Annotated in this window: 22 protein-coding genes; 12 read left to right on the top strand and 10 right to left on the bottom strand. The window is 45.3% G+C overall.

The annotated features are described in order from the left end of the window. Window positions 1–55: 55 nt before the first annotated feature. Complete coding sequence (locus MKS89_RS11765; RefSeq protein WP_072956145.1) at window positions 56–241, bottom strand: hypothetical protein; 186 nt, start codon at window positions 239–241, stop codon at window positions 56–58. 321 nt (window positions 242–562) lie between these two features. Next, entirely contained in the window at window positions 563–1,906 is a 1,344-nt protein-coding gene (gene argA / locus MKS89_RS11760; RefSeq protein WP_072956147.1) for an amino-acid N-acetyltransferase, read from the bottom strand. Between the two features lie 219 nt (window positions 1,907–2,125). Here argA and mltA point away from each other — a divergent pair, with 219 nt between their 5' ends. The 3 genes from mltA (at window position 2,126) to MKS89_RS11745 (ending at window position 4,568) form a co-directional block, all read left to right on the top strand. Next, a complete protein-coding gene (gene mltA, locus MKS89_RS11755; RefSeq protein WP_106406927.1) occupies window positions 2,126–3,208 on the top strand; it encodes a murein transglycosylase A in 1,083 nt (360 codons plus the stop codon). Between the two features lie 103 nt (window positions 3,209–3,311). Further along, on the top strand, window positions 3,312–4,121 hold the full coding sequence (tcdA, locus tag MKS89_RS11750) for a tRNA cyclic N6-threonylcarbamoyladenosine(37) synthase TcdA (protein WP_072956153.1): 810 nt from the start codon (window positions 3,312–3,314) through the stop codon (window positions 4,119–4,121). A gap of 12 nt (window positions 4,122–4,133) precedes the next feature. Then, window positions 4,134–4,568, top strand: coding sequence for a SufE family protein (locus MKS89_RS11745; protein ID WP_205409090.1), 435 nt, complete (start codon window positions 4,134–4,136; stop codon window positions 4,566–4,568). Window positions 4,569–4,613: 45 nt separating this feature from the next. Here the strand turns inward: MKS89_RS11745 and csdA are convergent, their stop codons facing one another. The 7 genes from csdA to MKS89_RS11710 form a co-directional block, all read right to left on the bottom strand. After that, a complete protein-coding gene (gene csdA / locus MKS89_RS11740; RefSeq protein WP_072956159.1) occupies window positions 4,614–5,816 on the bottom strand; it encodes a cysteine desulfurase CsdA in 1,203 nt (400 codons plus the stop codon). A 15-nt stretch (window positions 5,817–5,831) separates the two neighbouring features. Beyond that, window positions 5,832–6,431 carry a DJ-1 family glyoxalase III gene (locus tag MKS89_RS11735; RefSeq protein ID WP_072956161.1) on the bottom strand — a complete coding sequence of 200 codons (600 nt, stop codon included), beginning with the start codon at window positions 6,429–6,431 and terminating at the stop codon, window positions 5,832–5,834. Then, window positions 6,428–7,318, bottom strand: a complete 891-nt coding sequence (gene panE / locus MKS89_RS11730) for a 2-dehydropantoate 2-reductase (RefSeq protein WP_072956164.1) — start codon at window positions 7,316–7,318, stop codon at window positions 6,428–6,430. The genes MKS89_RS11735 and panE overlap by 4 nt, the downstream gene beginning before the upstream one ends. A gap of 58 nt (window positions 7,319–7,376) precedes the next feature. Next, window positions 7,377–8,747: an AmpG family muropeptide MFS transporter gene (locus tag MKS89_RS11725; RefSeq protein WP_232471951.1), complete on the bottom strand. Its 1,371-nt coding sequence runs from the start codon at window positions 8,745–8,747 to the stop codon at window positions 7,377–7,379. 11 nt (window positions 8,748–8,758) lie between these two features. Then, window positions 8,759–9,358, bottom strand: coding sequence for a peptidylprolyl isomerase (locus MKS89_RS11720; RefSeq protein WP_072956168.1), 600 nt, complete (start codon window positions 9,356–9,358; stop codon window positions 8,759–8,761). Then, window positions 9,358–9,927: a YajG family lipoprotein gene (locus MKS89_RS11715; RefSeq protein WP_072956171.1), complete on the bottom strand. Its 570-nt coding sequence runs from the start codon at window positions 9,925–9,927 to the stop codon at window positions 9,358–9,360. Before MKS89_RS11715 ends, MKS89_RS11720 begins: the two co-directional genes overlap by 1 nt. Window positions 9,928–10,132: 205 nt before the next feature. Further along, on the bottom strand, window positions 10,133–11,269 hold the full coding sequence (locus tag MKS89_RS11710) for a methyltransferase (protein ID WP_072956173.1): 1,137 nt from the start codon (window positions 11,267–11,269) through the stop codon (window positions 10,133–10,135). 183 nt (window positions 11,270–11,452) lie between these two features. Here MKS89_RS11710 and MKS89_RS11705 point away from each other — a divergent pair, with 183 nt between their 5' ends. The 9 genes from MKS89_RS11705 (at window position 11,453) to MKS89_RS11665 (ending at window position 19,951) form a co-directional block, all read left to right on the top strand. Further along, on the top strand, window positions 11,453–11,767 hold the full coding sequence (locus MKS89_RS11705) for a BolA family protein (RefSeq protein WP_072956176.1): 315 nt from the start codon (window positions 11,453–11,455) through the stop codon (window positions 11,765–11,767). A gap of 463 nt (window positions 11,768–12,230) precedes the next feature. After that, complete coding sequence (locus MKS89_RS11700; RefSeq protein ID WP_072956179.1) at window positions 12,231–13,571, top strand: Na(+)-translocating NADH-quinone reductase subunit A; 1,341 nt, start codon at window positions 12,231–12,233, stop codon at window positions 13,569–13,571. Between the two features lie 5 nt (window positions 13,572–13,576). Continuing rightward, window positions 13,577–14,827 carry an NADH:ubiquinone reductase (Na(+)-transporting) subunit B gene (locus tag MKS89_RS11695; RefSeq protein WP_072956182.1) on the top strand — a complete coding sequence of 417 codons (1,251 nt, stop codon included), beginning with the start codon at window positions 13,577–13,579 and terminating at the stop codon, window positions 14,825–14,827. Continuing rightward, window positions 14,814–15,599 carry a Na(+)-translocating NADH-quinone reductase subunit C gene (locus MKS89_RS11690; protein ID WP_072956184.1) on the top strand — a complete coding sequence of 262 codons (786 nt, stop codon included), beginning with the start codon at window positions 14,814–14,816 and terminating at the stop codon, window positions 15,597–15,599. The genes MKS89_RS11695 and MKS89_RS11690 overlap by 14 nt, the downstream gene beginning before the upstream one ends. Next, the gene (locus MKS89_RS11685) at window positions 15,599–16,231 is read left to right on the top strand and encodes an NADH:ubiquinone reductase (Na(+)-transporting) subunit D (protein WP_072956187.1); all 633 of its coding nucleotides are present in this window, start codon (window positions 15,599–15,601) and stop codon (window positions 16,229–16,231) included. The genes MKS89_RS11690 and MKS89_RS11685 overlap by 1 nt, the downstream gene beginning before the upstream one ends. Window positions 16,232–16,237: 6 nt before the next feature. Then, entirely contained in the window at window positions 16,238–16,834 is a 597-nt protein-coding gene (gene nqrE, locus MKS89_RS11680; protein ID WP_072956189.1) for an NADH:ubiquinone reductase (Na(+)-transporting) subunit E, read from the top strand. 32 nt (window positions 16,835–16,866) lie between these two features. Further along, the gene (gene nqrF, locus MKS89_RS11675) at window positions 16,867–18,090 is read left to right on the top strand and encodes an NADH:ubiquinone reductase (Na(+)-transporting) subunit F (RefSeq protein ID WP_072956192.1); all 1,224 of its coding nucleotides are present in this window, start codon (window positions 16,867–16,869) and stop codon (window positions 18,088–18,090) included. A 276-nt stretch (window positions 18,091–18,366) separates the two neighbouring features. Then, entirely contained in the window at window positions 18,367–18,600 is a 234-nt protein-coding gene (nqrM, locus tag MKS89_RS11670) for a (Na+)-NQR maturation NqrM (RefSeq protein ID WP_072956195.1), read from the top strand. A 283-nt stretch (window positions 18,601–18,883) separates the two neighbouring features. Then, complete coding sequence (locus tag MKS89_RS11665) at window positions 18,884–19,951, top strand: PA0069 family radical SAM protein (protein ID WP_072956198.1); 1,068 nt, start codon at window positions 18,884–18,886, stop codon at window positions 19,949–19,951. Window positions 19,952–20,442: 491 nt separating this feature from the next. Here MKS89_RS11665 and MKS89_RS11660 read toward each other — a convergent pair whose 3' ends face one another. Then, window positions 20,443–21,342 carry a LysR family transcriptional regulator gene (locus MKS89_RS11660; protein ID WP_072956200.1) on the bottom strand — a complete coding sequence of 300 codons (900 nt, stop codon included), beginning with the start codon at window positions 21,340–21,342 and terminating at the stop codon, window positions 20,443–20,445. Window positions 21,343–21,376: the final 34 nt, after the last annotated feature.

Below are 21,376 nucleotides of genomic sequence, written 5' to 3'. Positions count from 1 at the left end.
ACTTGAGCTAATTCCGAAAAAGCCCGGAATTAGCTTGCAAATCGATGAACATCATTTATCGATTTAGGACGATTGATGTGAATGTGATGGCGCGAATTTTATAACGAGACTGACATTCCAGAATAAAGCTTTTAACTTGTTCATTCATCGGAAAAACACAATGAACATTATGACCTTCTAAAAACTGATGGTCTCCCATGTCCCAGAAGCTTTGAAGTGAATTACAGATAACTGTTCTCATATTTCTGTGCTCTTAATGACTATTTTAGTGACTAAAAGCATCCTTGCATTACTTTTTACTTTGAGTAAATACCGTGATCCATATCTCAAAAAATACATCTCTAAATTGATTGGGTGAATTTTACACAATTTGAAAATAGAGTAAAGCTGTTTGTTATCTGTTCAGTTTCAGTGCAACCTAAGTCTTTGCTATGACTGACAATAAACAATAAACAATAAACAATAAACAATAAACAATAAACAGTAAAACAGTAAACGGGCTTGAATGTCGCTATATGATTCATTGCACCAGTGACTATCCAAGCCTGATCGTCCACGCTCGTTACAGTTCGAGACTCAATACTTTAGAGCGGCGTTGGTAGTTGTACAGGTTTTGTTTGATTGCTGGTAGTGAACTCACATCCATCTCGACAAATCCCTGTTCTCTGAACCAATGCAGGCTATGCGTGGTGAGTACGAACATATGTTTGATCCCCATGTTTTTCGCTTGTCCTTTCATATGATTGAGCAACATCAGTCCACGATTACTATCTCGGTATTCATTATGAATAGCGACACATGCCATTTCTGCCATGCTTTCTTCCACATAAGGATAAAGTGCAGCACAACCGATAATCAGGCCGTCGCGGTCAATAATGGTGAAGCGATGAATTTCTTGTTCAAGCTGTTCTCTCGAACGACGTACCAAAATGCCTTTCTCTTCCAGTGGCTGGATTAAATCGAAAATACCACCGATATCATCGATGGTGGCCTGACGAACCTGTTCTGAACTGGCCATCACGACTTGAGTACCGATACCATCAAAAGAGAACAGCTCTTGAATCAAGGCGCCATCTTCTTTGTAGCTGACCAAATGACTGCGAGGGACGCCTGCACGACAGGCTGAAATCGCAGCTCTGAGGAAACGGACTCTGCCAGTATGAATGTCTTGTTGTTCTTCGTCTTGGGGATCGGGTTCCATTCGGTTCAATAGTGCTTCGACGTCGGCCGGAAACAGTTCAGCAATCGAGTTGCCGTGTTCATCAATAATGCCTTGTTCGGAACAGAATCCGATCAGTTTGTCGGCTTTGAGACGAATCGCAACTTGCGTGGCGACCTCTTCCGACAGAAGATTAAAACACTCTCCGGTCACCGAACTGGCGATTGGGCCGAGCAGGACGACGGAGTCTTGTTCTAAAGCCCGGTTGATCCCATCGATATTGATGCGGCGCACCCGTCCGCTATGACAGTAGTCAATGCCATCATCAATCCCTAAAGGTTGGGCAATGACAAAATTACCGCTGACGACATTCAGTTGGTTACCTGCCATCGGTGTATTATTCAGGCTTAAGGAGAGTTTTCCGGTGATTGAAAGCTGGAGCTGACCTGCGGCCTGCATGACCAGTGGTAAAGCTTTTTCATTGGTGATCCGAATGCCCTTATAGTAGGGCGTTGCACATGCTTGTTCCTGCAAAATCTGATTGATTTGCGGACGAGCACCATGCACCACGACCAGCTTTACTCCCAGACTATGCAGCAGGGCAATATCACTGATGATATTGGTGAAATTCTTGTCCGCGACCGCCTCACCACCGAGCATGATGACCATTGTTTTTCCACGGTGCGCATTGACGTATGGTGTTGATTGACGAAAGCCTTTAACCAGTGCAGTACTTCTGTTTTTCACAGTAAAATGTCCATGTTTATTTATGTTGAAATAATGACTTTTTATTCATTGTTGAGCAAGTGTTTTTTATTGCTTTTTCGTCCATGATTGTCTGCACGTCAGAAGTTGATAAATTTCGTTTAAATATCCGTCCTGTCGATTGCAGATGATGGATCAATTTGTCATGCTTTGCCAACCGTAAATGATGGAAAACGAACTGTGAAAAAAATATTGGGCCTGATGCTGGCGTCTGTGATACTCAATGGGTGTGTGCACCCGACCGATCGTGCTCAACAGTATCTCGACGGCACATTATCAAATGATCTCAACCGAACAGAGACCATTACTTCCAATGCGCCTCGGGATTTTACCGAATTTCCGCTCCAGAGTGATCTGGTGGTGCAAAATTCTCCGTCACTGGCGATGCTCTATCAGCCGCTTTATCAGCATCTGAAAGAGTGGATTCAAGAAAGTGGCGATCCTGAGAAATTGCAACAGTACGGGGTTCAGGCGGCTCAGCTTCAAGGGGGCGATCAACAGGGGAATGTTTTATTTACCGGTTATTTTTCACCAGTGATTGAACTACGTCATACTCCTGATGAGGTGTTTCGTTATCCGCTATATGCCATGCCGGTCTGTGAGGCCGATTGTCCGACCCGGGCGCAGATTTATGCAGGAGCACTCACCGGGCAGGGATTGGAACTGGGTTATTCCGCGAATCTGATTGATCCGTTCATTATGGAGGTGCAAGGCAGCGGCTTTGTTCATTTCGGGGATGACGATTCTCTGGAATATTTTGCCTATGCAGGAAAAAACAACAAAGCCTATATCAGTATCGGCAAAGTGCTGATCGATCAGGGCGAGATCCCGCGTGAAAAAATGTCGTTGAAAGCGATCAAACACTGGGTCATGACGCATCCTGAAGATGAGGTAAAAACCTTGCTGGAACAAAATCCGTCCTATGTGTTTTTTGAGCCAAGAGCCGCGGCACCAGTAACCGGTTCTGCCGGTATTCAACTGTTACCGATGGCTTCGGTTGCCGGGGACCGACGGATTTTTCCGATGGGAACGCCGATCTTGGCCGAAGTTCCATTGCTCAATGCGGATGGCAGTTGGAGTGGAACACATGAGTTGCGATTGTTGATTGTGCTCGATACCGGCGGTGCGGTGAAAGATAACCATCTCGATCTTTATCATGGTATGGGTGAACGAGCCGGGATCGCTGCCGGTCATTACCGTCATTTCGGACGCGTATGGAAACTGGGATTAGAAAACTCTCCGACGCAGGCTCCGTGGGCTTTACCGCCAGAAAAATTAGAATAGTTTCCGGATGGTTTTCTAGACTTTTGCAGCAAGAGTGCGTATAAATCGCACTCTTTCTTTTTCAAGATACTTTGGCAAAATGGTTTTGACTTTGGGGAATGTAATGCGTGAATTAGATACGCCGGCTTCTGATGATTACAACCAGCGTTTTGGCGGAACCCGCCGTCTTTATGGTCATGATGCGGTTGAGATTCTCCGTGCGGCACATGTCTGTGTCATTGGTCTGGGTGGCGTTGGTTCATGGGGGGCGGAAGCGTTGGCAAGAACCGGTATCGGTGAACTGACTTTAATCGACATGGATGATGTATGCGTGACTAATGTGAATCGTCAGATCCATGCGATGCAGGGGACGGTTGGTCAAAGCAAAATCGACGTAATGGCGGCGCGAATCCGGTTGATTAACCCTGAGTGTCGCGTCAATTTGATTGATGATTTCATCTCTCCTGACAACCAACATTTGTATCTGAAACCCGAATTTGATTATGTGTTGGATGCGATTGATAGCCTGAAAGCGAAAGCTGCATTATTAGCTTATTGTCGCCGCAATAAGATCAAAGTGATTACCGTGGGTGGTGCCGGTGGGCAAGTCGATCCGACCCAGATACAGGTGGCGGATTTGACCCGGACGATTCAGGATCCACTGGCGAAGAAACTGAAAGATCGTTTACGGCGAGACTATCATTTTCCAAAAAATCCGGCGCGAAAGTTTGGTATTGAATGTGTCTTTTCGACCGAGCAATTAAAATATCCGCAGGCTGACGGCTCGGTTTGTGCGATGAAATCGACGGCCGAAGGTCCGAAGCGGATGGATTGTGCCACGGGGTTTGGTGCCGCAACCATGGTCACTGCAAGCTTCGGCTTTGTGGCAGCCGCTAAAATTGTCGAAAAACTGATCCGCAAATATCAACAGTGATGGAAGGATAATATGATGTCTAATTTACCGTTGTCGCCATTTGGTCGAGAAATCACTGCTGACGATGTGCAGCAAATCATGGCAAGCCTTCACGGCTGGGAAGATAAGTATCGCCAAGTGATTCAGTGGGGAAAACAGTTACCCGCGATGCCGGAGGATTTGAAATCCGAACGCGTTCAGGTCTCGGGCTGCGAGAGTCATGTCTGGTTAGTGGCGGAATCGGAACAGGAACAGTGGATCTTTTGTGCAGATTCCGATGCCAGAATTGTCCGTGGATTGATTGCGATTGTGATGGCGGCTTATCAAGGGAAAACGGGTGATGCGATTGCGGCTTTCCCTATCGAAGACTATTTTTCCCGCTTAGGATTGTTAAATCATCTCAGCCCATCCCGGGGCAATGGCCTTCGCGCTATCGTCCGGCAAATCCAGACACTGAGTCAGCGCTGACAGACTGGCAGCGTGTCACTCGGTGTTGTGTGCGAAACGCTGCGGTTAGAAAAAGCTCAGACTTTTGTCCAAGGCGGCAATAAACTTTTGCACATCCGCCATGGTGTTATATATCCCGAAAGACAGACGAATGGTTCCTTGAATGCCAAACGCATCCATACAAGGATGAGCACAATGATGGCCCGATCTGACAATAATGCCTTGTTGATCCAAGAGCGTGGCAACATCCTGATGATGCACACCTTCCACGACAAAACTGAGAATACTGGCATTGGGCTGGTATCCGATGACCCGCACATCTTCATACTGACTTAATCCCTGATAGGCCAACTGTTGTAACTGGTGCAGATGCTGTTCCCGGTCTTCGACTGCAACAGACTGATACCAGCGAATGGCTTCAGCCAGCGTAATGGCACCGGCGATGTTGGGGGTTCCCGCTTCAAATTTACCGGGTAATCCGGTAAATGTGGTTTGCTCAAAAGAAACCTTCTCGACCATTTTGCCGCCACCTTGCCAAGGTGGCATGGCATCCAACAAGTGCTGTTTGCCATACAGAACGCCGATGCCGGTGGGGGCATACAGTTTGTGACCGGAGAAAACATAAAAATCAGCGTCCATTTCAATCATATTGACTGATTCATGGACGATCCCTTGTGCTCCGTCCACCACGACGACAGCGCCAGTCTGATGAGCCAGCGGAATAATCGCTTCTAGCGGTAGCCGAGTACCGGTGACATTGGTCATATGCGCAACCGCCACCAGTTTGGTTTTGGCATTGAGCAGTTGTGTATAAGCCTCCCAGCCAAACTCTCCCTGTGCCGTCATCGGGATCTTGACGACCCGTGCGCCTGTTTGTTCCGCAACTAATTGCCACGGCACGATATTCGCGTGATGTTCGGTTTCACTCACTAAAATTTCGTCACCTGCACTCAAGTTCGCTCTTCCCCAACTTTGAGCGATCAGGTTTAAGGATTCTGTTGCGCCCCTTGTCCAGATAATTTCCTGTTCGGAGGCCGCACCGATAAAGTTGGCAACCAATGAGCGAGCTTGTTCGAATGCTTGGGTCGCCTCGGCAGTGAGATGATGGCTACCGCGGTGAACATTGGCATTCTGATACTGATAATAGTGAGACAATCGGTCAATTACGCATTGTGGTTTTTGCGTGGTTGCAGCGCTGTCCAAATAGACATAAGCAGCATCGTTTAACGACGGAAACTGTTGGCGAACGGACGAAATATCAAATGTCATGACGGTTACGACTCATTAAGTATTAAGCGGTTGAACTGGCGTAATCTCAGCCGGCGGAATCATCGGTTCAGCGACCTGCCACATGTGTTGTTCTCCGGAGAGCAGACGAACCAATTCCAGAGCGAATTCTAAGGCGGTTCCCGGCCCCTGACTGGTTAACAAATTGGCTGAGCTATCGTAAACCACACGTTGTGTACTTTTCTGAGCATCGGGAATCTGTTGTTGAAAATTCGGGTGGCAGGTGAACTGAGCTTCAGGGAACAGGTGATGATGCTGTAATACAATTGCCGGCGCAGCACAGATCGCAGCAACCAGACGACCGGCTTGTTTTTGCTGTCTGAGTTGCTCAATGAGGAGCGGATTATCGCGGAAGTTTTCTGCACCGGTGAGACCGCCGGGCAGAATAATCGCATCAAACGGTTGGTTTATGACGTGGCGAAGCGGTGTTTCTGCGGTCAACATCACGCCTCGCGAAGCTTTCATTACCAGTTGTTCTGTCGGATCGGCACTGGCGATGACCACGTGATAACCCGCCCGAACCATCACATCAATGATCGTGATCGCTTCGATTTCTTCACTGCCGGTCGCAATTGGTACTAAGATGTTATAACTCATATGAGTGACTCCCACTGTTGTTCCAATATCCTGATGTGCTGATATAAGGCTTCGTTTTCTGGGACTGCAATTCTATGCTTTTTCGCACTGCTGAGCAGATATCCCGTAATAAAGTCTATTTCAGTTTTTCTCCGGTGGTAAACATCTTGATGCATCGACGACTTATTTTCCGCTGTTGCAGTGATGACTCGGTCAATATGAGTGGTTAACTCTTCAAGATGAACCGGAATGTTCTCAGCTGCCATGACGGTACCCACTTCCGCGATCAGACGAGAGATGACAGCTTGATATTCGGGAAGTGCTAAATTGCCATTCGGACATTGATGGATGGCGGTTAGGGGATTGATCACACAATTGACGGCAAGTTTGCGCCATAGGGCGTGTTCGATCTGGGGGTGCCAGTGAACCTCGGGAAATGCATGTTCTAAGACATCAGTCAGAAACTGACACCGATGACCTTGCTCATTCGCAGCACCGATTAAGGTTTCACCTTGTCCGGTATGGAAGAGTTGTGTCGACGATGGCTTGAAAGCGCCATGTGTCGTCGTCGCCAGAATGATTGGATTGGTTGGTAATAAGGTTCTGACTGACTCAACCGTCCCCATTCCGTTGTGCATGAGCATCATGATGGTGTCTGGATTGATCTGATGGGCCAGTGAATGAAGGGCCGAAGTGACCTGCCAGGCTTTGACGGTTACCAAAATGAGATCAGCGTGTTTGATATCGTTGATCTGCCGGTTGCGGAATGTATAGCTGTGTTCACCGAACTGACACTGATAGTGAGATTCGGTTTGCCTGCCAAACACTGCGACTTGATGTCCGTCTTGCTGTAATTTGATGGCCCAAAGCGAGCCAATCGCTCCCGGGCCAATCACCAGAATATTCATGCTTTATTGGGGCTCATTGATTTGTTCCGAACGATTAGCGAGTCTAATCAAGCCTGATTTAAATGCAATCTTGTTTTCTGGATGCTTTTGCTTTTTCCAACAGATCCGTAAAGTAATGTCGGAGCAGGTAAAGCATGATCAGGCTCGGGACAACCATCACCGCAGTCAGGACAAAAAATAGCGGCCAGTTGTTAAGATAATCGACCATCGCGCCACTGAATGATGAGAGGACGGTGCGCCCGGCATTGCCTAAAGACGCTAATAGCGCATATTGCGTTGCCGAAAAAGCTTGTCCGGTCATTAAAGTGAGGAACGAGACAAATGCGACGGTTGAAAAAGCCGTGGTAAAGTTATCGACGATGACCGTTGCGAGAAAAAGGTGTTCATTCGGGCCTGCCTGCGCAATCCATGAGAACATTAGATTGCTGGCTGACATGGCGATTCCGCCGATCATCAAGCCTTTCACAATCCCGAATCGTACTGTCACCATACTCCCGATCAGCGTGAAGAACATCGTTGTCCACCAACCGATCATTTTCGAATAATAACCAATCTGTTCATTGGTGAACCCGACCTCTCGGTAAAATGAAATCGACATTTTGCCCAAAAACGCTTCGCCAATTTTGAACAAAAATACAAATAGTAAAATTGTTAATGCAACCCGAACGCCATTTCGTTTGAAGAAATCAATAAACGGTTCGACCACGGTAACGGAAAGCCATAGCAGAGCCGGCGATTCAATATACTGATGGTGACGCGCTTCCGCTTTTTGCTGCAAAAGATCCCGGTGGGTGACGGGTTCTCTGGTCATCAGTGTGAAGATGATCAGCACAACCATGACTGCGGCCATCCCAAAATAAACCGTATTCCAGCCATATTGATCGGCATTGGTAAATGCCAGATACCCCGGTAGAGAATAACCCGTCCACCAACCGATAACGGCCATTGCAGAAGCTTGAGGTAGCTTTGATTCCTCAGCTTTATTGAAGGTGTCGATCCGGAAAGCATCAATCGCAATATCTTGAGTCGCTGAGACAAATGCGATCACCAGTGCAATCCCGTAGGTCATCATAAAATGAGTGGTGGTGGGATTGGAAAAAGAAGCAATTGCCAGTGTGGACAACAAAATGATGCATTGGCAGACAAAAATCCAGCTACGCCGTTGCCCGAGCCACCGACTCACCAGTGGGATATGAATTCGGTCTACAAGAGGAGACCATAAAAAATTGACTGAGTAGGCGACAAAAATACTGCTGAAATAACCAATATCCGTATTGGTAAATCCAGCATCTTTTAGCCAGCCGGACATATTGGAACCGATTAATACCCACGGAAATCCACTGGAACATCCAAGCATGAGAACCCATGCTAAACGTTTATCGAAATAACTCTGAACAGTGGATTTCCACGTGTAGGATGATTTTTGCAACGAATAAACCTCTATTGTGCTGTTGATGTCGTTGCTGTGGTGTCTTTTTCAGGGACAACAAAAACACGTGTGATAATAATTGGCTCTACGGGAACATCTTTCATATATTTCTGGATGCCCGTTTTTTGCTGACCAATCTTTTGAATCACGTCAAACCCTGCCGTGACCCGACCAAATACTGCATAACCTGGTGGCCGCTTTCCGTAATTGAGGAAGTCATTATCAACCAGATTGATAAAAAATTGCCGGGTAGCGGAGTTTGGATCCTGAGTTCTGGCCATTGCGATGGTTCCGGTTTGATTGGACAAACCGTTATTGGCTTCGTTGGCGATTGGCGGGTAAGTTTTCAGCCGTTCCATTTGGGTACTGAATCCACCCCCTTGAACCATAAAGCCGGGAATGACCCGGTGAAAAATACTGCCGACGTAACTGCCATCTTCAACATAACGCAGGAAGTTTTTAACTGTGACCGGTGCTTGTTCGCTGTTCAATTCGATGGTAAACGAACCCAGTGTGGTTTCAAATGCCACACTGGGGGACGCCGAAGCGCCGAGACTAAACAGTGAAAAAAAGCAACAGGCCAGTATGGCTGAGAAGCGATACCGACGCATTAAAAGTGCTCCCGCATATAGTTTTTCAACTCGTCATCTTGGGCAATCTTTTTCAGGACATTGTTGACGACATCATTAAAGACCATCTCGATATCATCATTCGATGCACTAAATGTTGACGTTTTCTCTGCGGTACCATGGTAAGTTTTGACTAATTTTCCGGTTGGCGTTTCTGCCGTGATTTCAAGAACAACACTTGCGTTCATTTTGCTTTCCATAATTGAATGCTTCACTGAAACGAGTGCTTCTTGGATCTCTACCGTCACTGAGTTTTCGCTATTGACGCTGGTTGTAAAACCTTGAGAAGAAAATTGTTGTGACAACGCATTCTCAATCGCGATACGCACATTTTGGCGCGCATGAACCGGTTCGATATGTGCACGGCCACTATCAACTAACGCAACATATTGAGAGGTTCTGACATCTTTACTCATCAGGGTAAAAGTTTTTCCTTTCACAATATCACTCTGGCTGAGGGCCGGCTGAGGGGCAAAGTTGATTTGTTGCTGCTGTGGGCCTGAACAGGCGGCAAGCAGTGCGACAGTCGCTGCAATAACCAGTTTTTTCATGAGTGGTTCCTTGTTCAAAATCGAGTAATCACATTAACAGATATGTATGGAAAACCAAGTCTGTATGGAACTCTAGGTTTGTGTAAAAACGTTATACGATTCGTGAGTGAGCCAATATTGAGAAGTAGAGTGATAAACACTTCATTTTCAGCATTTATCCTTCGTGCTTCCGTTCTCCGACATCGATGGTCAGAAGTTTAGCTGTTCACGATTTAGTTGCCTGTAAGATAACAAATTTTTTGTTCATCGCGACAGTTTTTACGTTAGATTTTCCAAATATTCTTGTGAGTTTTCCATCGTAGCCGAGGTGACGGTTACCGATCACTAATAATTCCCCTCTCTTTTCCAGAACATGCTTTGCATCACAGAACATCTGCCAGGCAATATGATCAGTAATGGCATTCTGTTGGTGAAAAGGTGGGTTGCATAAAATCAAATCAGCTGATGCGGGCGCCAAACCATCCAGACAATTATTAGCGATGCACTGCATATTTGCGCGGTTGCCGAAGTGATAACTTAAATTTCTTCGGGCTGATTCGACGGCCATAAAGCTTTCATCGATACAGGTTAAAGCCGCTTGCGGGTTCTGTTGTCCCGCTTTGATAGAGAGCACACCATTACCGCATCCCAAATCGATAATGTGCTTGCAATTCGGTTTTTCTGGAATGTGGTCAAGGAAAAAGCGCGCTCCCAGATCAAGATTTTCTCCGGAAAAGACATTGGGCAGATTGACTAATCGGATCGATTGGTGATCAATTGCTGCGTCCCATATCAGTTCCGGAGATACTGCTTGGAGAGGAGCATCCGCATTGGCAAATATTAAGCGATGCTTTTTCCAAGCGAGAGACGTCTGAGTGGTGCCGAGATATTTCTCAAACAGTTGTAATGTTGAGGTATGGATATCTTTCGCCTTGTTGACCGCAATCACAGGACAGGTTTTTGATAGATGAGTGCGGAGCTGACTGAGCTGCCAGATAAGGTGGCGATTATTTTTAGGTAACTGAAACAAAACCAAATCAATATCGGTAGGTAGATCAGCGATCGTTGTCAGGCAGGTGATCGCGTGGTTACCGTTCCGGGCCAAATTTTGTTGTACTCCTTGATGGGACAGATATGAATCACTCATCAGGGTGACTTGATGATTTTGAGCAAACCAACATGACAGTGCGCCAAAATGATCATTCAGAATCAAGATATGCTTGCCGGGAGATAGTGACATTGCTTCAACATGACGAATGAGATACTCGTCTCCGGCATCCCACGCCTGTAGATTTTCATAATGTTGCTCAGGGTAGCGGTGCAGTGTCAGCGTTCGTTCGTTTAATGATAATTCTGTCTTCATCGTTTTCAATCAGGAGTGTCGATTTATTAAATTGTCGATTATTGTCGCAAATGCAGCACAAACAAGAAACTGAAACCTTTTTCTGAACGTCAGAGAGTAGTAATATATGTCGCCACAGGTTCACCGGAACATTTTTATCTGTGCTCAACACGTTTTTCCGGTGATCTCGAAGAGAGAAAGTACATGATACAAGAAATAATTGAAGCGAAGTTACATCAGGCATTCCAGCCTGAGTACTTGCAAGTGCTTAATGAAAGTTATATGCACAATGTGCCGGCTGGATCCGAAAGCCATTTCAAAGTTGTAATTGTCAGCCCCTCGTTTGATGGACGGCGTTTAATTGAACAGCACCGAGCAGTGAATCAGGTTTTAGCTGATGAATTAGCCGGTCGGGTTCATGCATTGTCGATTCATACTTATACACCTGAGCAGTGGCGACAGAATTCTCAGGCGCCTGATAGCCCGATGTGTCATGGTGGTGGTCATAAAGAGAGCTGAACGATGGCGAGCTGAGTGGATTGACGATCATGAGGTATGATTGTTTCTGTTATGGCCGTTTATGCTTTGATCATTCTATCTATCTGATTAAACAACATGTTACTAAAAATATACATCTTTGAAACGACTTGAGATAAGTGTGCTATTCGTCAAAATTATGATAATTCTTTGCATTATATTGTACCCGAATGAAGAAAGAAAAGCAGCTTAGAGCATGGCATCAAATGCCTAAAAGATGGTACACTCCCATGTCTGATAATATGCCTCAAATGAGTAAGAGGCCTGTTTGAAATAGGGTGTTATGACCTTGTTGTAAAAAAGAATCAAGGCTGGATACCAGTGTCGTGTCTAGGGCTTATTTAGTGTTTTTTCGGTGTTTGTCCTCGATTTGAATCACTAAACAAAGCCAATTATTTACAGAATTTTAAAGAATCTTTTTCCCGATAAAATAGTGCAAGTGCGTATGATTACAATAAAGAAGGGATTGGATCTTCCTATTGCTGGAACTCCTTCCCAGGTGATAAGTGATGGTAAAACCATCAACAAAGTCGCCTTGCTTGGCGAAGAGTACGTTGGTATGCGTCCTACGATGCATGTCCGCGTAGGTGATGAAGTAAAGAAAGCTCAAATTCTTTTTGAAGATAAGAAGAATCCGGGGGTTAAATTTACTTCACCGGTCTGCGGTAAAGTTATCGAAGTGAACCGTGGTGCAAAACGAGTGCTTCAATCCGTTGTGATTGAAGTTGCTGGTGATGCACAGGTGACATTCGATAAGTTTGACGCGAGTCAACTTGCAAGCTTGGATCGCGAGCAAGTGAGAACACAGCTGGTTGATTCCGGCATGTGGACTGCGTTACGTACTCGTCCCTTTAGCAAGGTTCCTGCTATCGATTCTGCAACCAAAGCTATCTTTGTAACTGCAATAGATACAAATCCTTTGGCTGCTGATCCACAACTGATTATTAATGAACAATCAGATGCTTTCGTCGCAGGTTTAGACATTCTATCTGTTTTGACAGAAGGTAAAGTCTACGTTTGTAAACAAGGTAAGAGCTTACCTCGTTCCGCTCAATCGAACGTGGAAGAGCATGTATTCGAAGGGCCACATCCAGCTGGATTGCCCGGAACACACATGCATTTCCTCTATCCTGTGGATCTCAACCATGTGGCTTGGAGTATCAACTATCAGGACGTTATTGCTATCGGTCATCTATTCTTGACCGGAGAGTTATACGTTGATCGTGTTGTGTCTCTGGCTGGACCGGTTGTGAATAAACCACGTCTGGTTCGTACGACGATTGGAGCTAGCTTAGACGAATTGATCGATAACGAAATTATGCCCGGAGAAGTCCGTGTGGTTTCTGGTTCAGTCCTTTCCGGAGTGAAAGCCAGTGGTCCTCATGCATATCTTGGACGTTATCATCTTCAAGTCTCAGTGCTTCGTGAAGGTCGTGAGAAAGAATTGTTTGGCTGGTTAGTTCCCGGTAAACATAAATTCTCCGTCACACGTTCGTACCTTGGACACCTTTTCCAAGGCCAGCTTTTCAATATGACAACCTCCACAAATGGTAGTGAGCGTGCGATGGTTCCAATCGGCAGTTATGAAAAAATAATGCCACTTGACATGGAACCGACATTGCTCCTTCGTGATATCTGTGCCGGTGATACTGACAGTGCTCAGCGTCTCGGGATTTTAGAGCTCGATGAAGAAGATCTCTCACTATGTACCTTTGTGTGTCCAGGCAAATACGAGTACGGCATGTTACTCCGTGAGTGTCTCGACAAGATTGAGAAGGAAGGGTAATTTCCATGGGTCTTAAAAAGTTTCTTGAAGACATTGAGCATCACTTTGAACCGGGTGCCAAGTATGAGAAATTGTATGCGCTGTATGAAGCGGCTGCGACAATCTTCTATACACCAGGCACGGTGACGAGAAAAAGCTCACATGTTCGTGATAGCGTCGATCTAAAGCGCATTATGATCATGGTTTGGTTAGCAGTTTTCCCTGCAATGTTCTGGGGAATGTATAACGCTGGCGGTCAGGCGATTGCTGCATTGAATCATCTTTATCAGGGTCAACAACTGTTAAGCGTGATTGATGGCAACTGGCATTACTGGTTTACCGAACTACTGGGTGGCACCCTAATGGCCGATACGGCTGGTTGGGGCAGCAAGATGTTGCTTGGTGCCACATATTTTCTTCCGATCTACCTGACCGTCTTTATTGTCGGTGGTTTCTGGGAAGTCTTGTTCTGTATTGTGCGGAAACATGAAGTCAACGAAGGTTTCTTTGTGACGTCAATTCTGTTTGCACTGATTGTTCCGCCAACTCTGCCTTTGTGGCAGGCCGCGTTAGGGATCACCTTTGGTGTTGTTGTCGGTAAAGAAGTGTTTGGTGGAACGGGGCGTAACTTCCTCAACCCAGCATTGGCTGGCCGCGCATTCCTGTTCTTTGCTTATCCGGCTCAAATCTCCGGTGATGTAGTTTGGACTGCTGCCGATGGGTTCTCTGGTGCAACTGCACTGAGTCAGTGGTCTCAGGGTGGTCATAGTGCATTGGTCAATAATGTCACAGGTGCGACTATCTCTTGGATGGATGCATTCCTTGGCAATATTCCAGGCTCGATTGGTGAAGTGTCTACATTAGCGCTTGCGATTGGTGCTGCTTTTATCGTGTACATGGGAATTGCTTCATGGCGAATCATCGGTGGTGTGATGATCGGTATGATTGCGCTTTCAACCCTGTTCAATGTAATTGGCTCAGATACCAACGCAATGTTTAATATGCCTTGGCATTGGCACCTCGTTCTTGGTGGATTTGCTTTTGGTATGTTCTTTATGGCGACCGATCCCGTTTCCGCATCGTTTACTGATAAAGGTAAATGGGCTTATGGAATGTTGATTGGGGCAATGTGTGTTTTGATTCGTGTTGTAAACCCAGCTTATCCGGAAGGGATGATGCTGGCGATTCTGTTCTCGAATCTTTTTGCACCATTATTCGACCATATTGTCGTTGAAAAGAATGTCAAACGGAGATTAGCGCGCTATGGCAAACAATAACGATAGCATTAAGAAAACGTTGTTTGTTGTTATCGTATTGAGCTTAGTGTGCTCAATCATCGTTTCAACGGCAGCTGTAGGGTTGCGTAGTAAGCAACAAATAAATGCAGTTTTGGATAAGCAGGAAAAGATTCTGGAAGTCTCCGGTGTTGATATGTCATCCGGTAGTATCAAAGAACTTTATACGCAATATATCGAAACGAAACTGGTCGATTTTAAAACCGGTGAATTTGTTGAGAAGACTCCTGAGGGGCAAACCGCGTCTGACTATGATCAACGTGCAGCTTCAAAAGATGAATCACAATCTCTGAAACTGACTACATCTGAAGACCCGGCACAAATTCGTTATAGAGCGGATTATGGTTTGGTCTATCTTGTGAAGCAGGGTGGCAAAATTCAACGTTTGATCCTGCCAATTCATGGTAAGGGGCTATGGTCAATGATGTATGCCTTTGTCGCAGTAGAGACAGATGGTAATACGGTTGATGGCATCATTTACTATGAGCAAGGTGAAACCCCTGGGCTCGGTGGTGAAGTGGAAAACCCAAACTGGCGTAAACAGTTTGTTGGTAAGAAGCTTTATGATGAAAATCACAAACCAGCAATTAAGATCGTCAAAGGTGGTGCACCTGCAGGATCGATACATGGCGTTGATGCACTGTCAGGTGCAACTCTGACCAGTGCAGGCGTCCAGCATCAATTTGACTTCTGGCTGGGTGATAAGGGCTTTGGTCCATTCCTGGCAAAAGTCCGTGACGGAGGTCTGAACTAATGTCTACTGTGAAAGATCTGAAAAAGAGTCTGTTAGGACCGGTGTTGGACAACAACCCAATTGCACTGCAGGTTCTTGGCGTATGTTCCGCACTAGCGGTCACAACGAAGCTTGAAACAGCATTTGTTATGACGTTGGCGGTCATGTTTGTAACCGCGCTTTCTAACTTTTTCGTTTCATTGATTCGTAATCACATTCCTAACAGTGTGCGTATCATTGTCCAGATGGCAATTATTGCTTCGTTGGTAATTGTGGTTGACCAGGTTTTGAAAGCATACCTTTATGAGATTTCCAAACAACTTTCAGTTTTTGTTGGCTTGATCATCACGAACTGTATTGTTATGGGACGAGCTGAAGCATTTGCGATGAAAGAAGCTCCAATTCCTTCTTTAATTGACGGAATTGCAAATGGTCTGGGTTATGGTTTTGTCCTGATCAGCGTTGGTTTCTTCCGTGAGTTGTTTGGCTCGGGTAAAATCTTTGGGATGGAAGTTCTGCCATTAGTGAATAATGGTGGTTGGTATCAACCAAACGGTTTGATGCTACTTGCTCCATCTGCATTCTTCTTGATTGGCTTCTTGATTTGGGGCATCCGTGTATTCAAACCAGAACAAGTGGAAGCGAAGGAGTAAGGAACAATGGAACATTATATTAGTTTACTCGTACGATCCATTTTCCTGGAAAACATGGCGCTGGCTTTCTTTCTGGGGATGTGTACGTTTCTGGCTGTTTCAAAACAAGTCAAAACAGCATTTGGCTTGGGAATTGCCGTTACGGTTGTGTTAACCATTTCCGTGCCAGTCAATAACTTGGTTTATAACCTTGTTTTGAAAGAAAATGCACTGGTTGATGGTATTGATCTGACTTTCCTGAGCTTCATCACTTTCATCGGGGTAATCGCGGCGTTAGTACAGATTCTGGAAATGGTTCTTGACCGTTTCTTCCCACCTTTATATAACGCACTGGGTATCTTCTTACCGCTCATTACGGTGAACTGTGCGATCTTTGGTGGTGTATCGTTTATGGTACAACGCGAATATGATTTTGCTGAGTCAATTGTTTATGGTTTTGGCTCCGGTGCTGGTTGGATGCTTGCGATCGTTGCGCTTGCAGGTATCCGTGAGAAGATGAAATATTCTGACGTTCCTCCCGGGTTACGTGGTCTTGGTATCACGTTTATCACGGTCGGTTTGATGGCGTTAGGCTTTATGTCATTCTCTGGTGTTCAACTGTAAGTCGGGTAAACCGCAGCAATAAGGAATAGTCAATGGACATTATTCTTGGTGTAGTGATGTTTACTCTGATTGTACTGGTTTTAGTTTTGGTGATTCTATTCGCCAAATCTAAGCTTGTTCCAACAGGTGACATTACGATTCTAATTAATGACGATCCTGAGAAAGCGATCGTCACGAGCCCGGGTGGTAAACTTCTGGGCGCACTGGCGGGATCTGGTATTTTCGTATCATCCGCTTGTGGTGGTGGTGGCTCTTGTGGCCAGTGCAAAGTAAGAGTTAAATCCGGTGGTGGTGACATTCTTCCTACAGAATTAAGCCATATTTCCAAAGGCGAAGCTCGTGAAGGTGAGCGTCTGGCATGTCAGGTTTCCGTAAAAGCAGATATGGAAATTGAATTACCGGAAGAGATCTTTGGGGTGAAAAAATGGGACTGTACTGTTATCTCTAATGATAACAAAGCGACTTTTATTAAGGAGCTGAAGTTACAAATCCCTGATGGTGAATCTGTACCGTTCCGTGCGGGTGGATATATCCAGATTGAAGCGCCAGCGCACCATATTAAGTACTCAGATTTTGATGTTCCTGAAGAGTATCGCTCTGACTGGGAAAAATTTAATCTGTTCCGTTACGAGTCGAAAGTTGACGAAGACATCATTCGGGCATATTCGATGGCAAACTACCCTGAAGAATTTGGCATTGTTATGCTGAATGTTCGGATTGCAACGCCGCCACCGAATAATCCAAATGTACCGCCAGGTCAAATGTCATCTTATATCTGGTCTCTGAAAGAGGGAGATAAAGTTACAATTTCTGGTCCATTTGGTGAGTTCTTTGCCAAAGATACCGACGCAGAAATGGTCTTTATCGGTGGTGGTGCAGGTATGGCACCAATGCGTTCACATATCTTTGATCAGCTGAAACGCCTGAAGTCTCAGCGTAAGATCAGTTTCTGGTATGGTGCACGTTCGAAGCGTGAAATGTTCTATGTAGAAGATTTTGATGCTTTACAAGAAGATAACGACAACTTTAAGTGGTTCTGTGCGCTGTCCGATCCATTACCAGAAGATAATTGGGATGGTTATACCGGCTTTATTCATAATGTTCTGTATGAGAACTATCTGAAGGAGCATGAAGCACCTGAAGATTGTGAATACTACATGTGTGGGCCACCAGTGATGAATGCTGCTGTCATTAACATGCTGAAAGAGCTGGGTGTCGAAGAAGAAAATATTCTTCTTGATGACTTTGGCGGTTAAGCTGTCATTTCATTCCCCGTACGATATGGCTGACTGTAAAGTCAGCCATTGTTTTATCTAAATGCTGTATTTTGTTATGGTTAATGACAGAGTTTCCCATGATTATCGGCACAAAATTTGTTGCTGTTGAGATTTAGGTATTTGGTAAAAGCAGGGGAGGTGACTCGCTTGTGGATGAATCACTAAAGTTGTGTGGCTGGTGAAACGAAATTTTTGGTTCAAAGAAGCTCTCTTTGGAGGCTTCCCGCCTGTTTAAACCGTGAATGAGGTATAAATATGAGTACTTTCCTAATCACTTTTGCAATGTTTGTTGTTGTGATTACAGCGATGGCGGTTGGATATATATTCCAAAAGAAAATGGTGAGTGGTAGCTGTGGTGGTCTGGGGGCTGTCGGTATTGAAAAAGTCTGCAACTGTCCAGAGCCTTGTGATGCTCGCAAGAAGCGTGAAGCCAAAGCGGTGGCTAGAGCTGATCGTTTAGCTGAATGGAACAAAGACCGTATTGTTTAATTGATCTGGCTTTGCCGATGTTTATGCTGCTCTTAACGGTTCGATGCTGAGAGCGGCATCCTGCCTAAATTTCTCTATTTGACTTCGTTATTTCTCTTCTGACTGATATATCGTCCTCGATTGTTTCGAAAGTATCCATTCTTCCCATTCTGACCAGTCTCTATCTGTCAGTTCGTCTACCGGTTCTAATGTCTGTTGTGTCAGGCATAACAAAAATTAGATCGCGATTTAGAGAAAAATTGCTTATCATATACTGTGTATATAAACAGTATTGTGGGTTGTTATGTCACGCGATGTATCAGGGAAACGGTTTCAAAATCGTGGAACGATGTCAGCTATCCCCGGGCGTTTTGACGTCCGTATTGTAGAAACAGAGGATGATTTTCATTCAGTATCTTCACCGGATACTGAGGTTCGCTACGAATACGCAAAGACTTTGATTACATCAAACCAATCACCGGATGTCCCGTTTCGACTTTCAGTGAATCCATATCGAGGCTGTGAACATGGTTGTATCTATTGTTTTGCTCGGCCGACACATGCGTATCTGGATCTTTCTCCCGGCATTGATTTTGAGACACGTCTGACAGCCAAGATCAATGCTCCTGAGATTTTTGAAAAAGAACTCAGAAATCCGAATTATCAGTGCCAACCCATCGCGCTTGGTATTAATACTGATGCCTATCAACCCATAGAAAAAGAGCTAAAGCTTACTCAGAAATTGTTGAATATTGCCTATGAATATAAACAGCCAATTTCGTTGATCACGAAAAGCTCTCTGATTTTGAGAGATATCGACTTATTACAATCGATGGCATCAGAACACCTGGTTCATGTCGGCGTTAGTTTGACGACGCTCGATAATGACTTATCGCGCAGGCTTGAACCAAGAGCCGTTCCTGGATCTGTCCGCTTGAAAATGATTCGTGCGTTGAGGGAGAGAAATATACCAGTGACCGTGATGATCGCACCAGTGATCCCATTTATTAACGATCATGAAATGGAGACTCTCATACAGGCGAGTGTTGAAGCTGGTGCTGAGCGTGTTGGATATGTGATGTTACGTTTGCCTCATGAAGTTGCTCCTTTATTTGAAGATTGGTTAAACATACATTTCCCGCTACGGGCTGAGCGAGTTCTTAGTCATCTTCGTAGTATGCATGGCGGACAGCTTTATCAAGGCGGATTTGGTAAACGAATGACCGGCAGTGGTGTTTATGCTGATTTCATTCGACAACGTTTTCATCTGGCAAGGCGTAAATCTGGGGGCGATCGGCGTGAGTCAGGTATATTAGATAGCAGTCATTTCCGATTACCTCCCCGTTGTGGGGAACAAATCGCGCTATTCTGAGTTAAGCATTTTTGCTAATGATGGCTATTCTAAGAGATATTCTGAGGCTGTGACGAATCAATAACACCTGAGACGGTCAGCATGAAACGTTATGCTCAGGAAGGTGCTGTGTTATAAAAAGACGCTTTAAGTTGAAAGCAATCTTGAGGACTTGGGGATAAGAACTTGAAAGCAACTTGATATGTTCAATCTTCCCCAAGTCGTGGGAAATTGAACATTAGAATTTATCCTTTTATAAAATGAGGCAAACCGAAGTTCTAACGAGCTGGGTTGTCAACACTTTGATTCCGGCACACTTTGCGTCGAGTTCGCGTGTCGTATAACCAACTATATCGAACCATTAGATGATAAAGGATATCCATCCCCAGTGTGCGAATGTGGGCCGTTGGGTATCCATGAATAGCCTTGCATCCATGGCCACTGGGTGATGCCGAGGTCATCATGCGCATTAGAAATAGCAGGCGCTAAAGCAAGAGCAGGTGATTTTTATTTTAGTGAGTTCGCTCATCAAAATGTTTGATGACGAATTCGATGAACAAGCGTACCCGCATGGGTAAGTTGTCACGATCGCGATATAGCATAAATAGTGTGCGAGTTTGGCTGCGCCAGTCAGGTAACACATGATTGATCTCACCCTGAGCTATCATCGGTAGTGCAAAGTAATCTGGTACGTATCCGATCCCGACCCCTGCCGTAATGGCGTGAACCAGCGTCAAAATCTCGTCTACTTCCAGTCTGACTCCTTTCTGCGGGTGATAATCAAATGTTTCATGACTTTCTTTGTGTACTAACTGCCACGGTATTATTGGACGACAAATGATGGTTGGATGACCACACAACCTTTCTGGTGTAGTTATGTCGGAAATATCGTAATCGGAATGAGAGCATAAAATAAAGTGGATGTGCTTTAACGGTCTCGCGATCCAGTTGTCGACGATTGGGTTTCCGACTCGAAACACCACATCCATCCCTTCCGCTTCAATATCAATCAGAGAGTTGGAAAAACTCAGATCTAACTGAATATCTGGATATTGCAGTAAAAAATCATAAAAAATGTCTCGCAGAAACTGTGAGCCAGCATTGATTGGCGCGGAAATCCGGATTTTTCCCTGTGGCTGATATTTATCCCGATGTAGATCTTCGTCAATATCATTGAGTTCATCAAACAGCATGGCGGAGCGCTGAAAATACTGTTCACCGGTGCTAGTCAGCGACACTCGGTGAGCGTCTCGGTTGAGTAGGCGAAGCTGTAAATCCGTCTCTAACTGACGAATACGACGACTTAACGTGGAGAGGGGCATTCCCAAAGACTGAGCGGCATCTTTGAAGCTGCCTGCTCGTGCCACAGTACAGAAACAGCGCAGGTCGTCTAACGAATAGCTAGGTTTCATTATTGGTATTTACCGTCTTAAAATTGCTTGTTTA

The organism is Vibrio gazogenes, assembly GCF_023920225.1.
GTDB lineage: Bacteria > Pseudomonadota > Gammaproteobacteria > Enterobacterales > Vibrionaceae > Vibrio > Vibrio gazogenes.
Note: the sequence above shows the minus strand (reverse complement) of the source record. Positions and strands in the feature narration are given on the sequence as shown.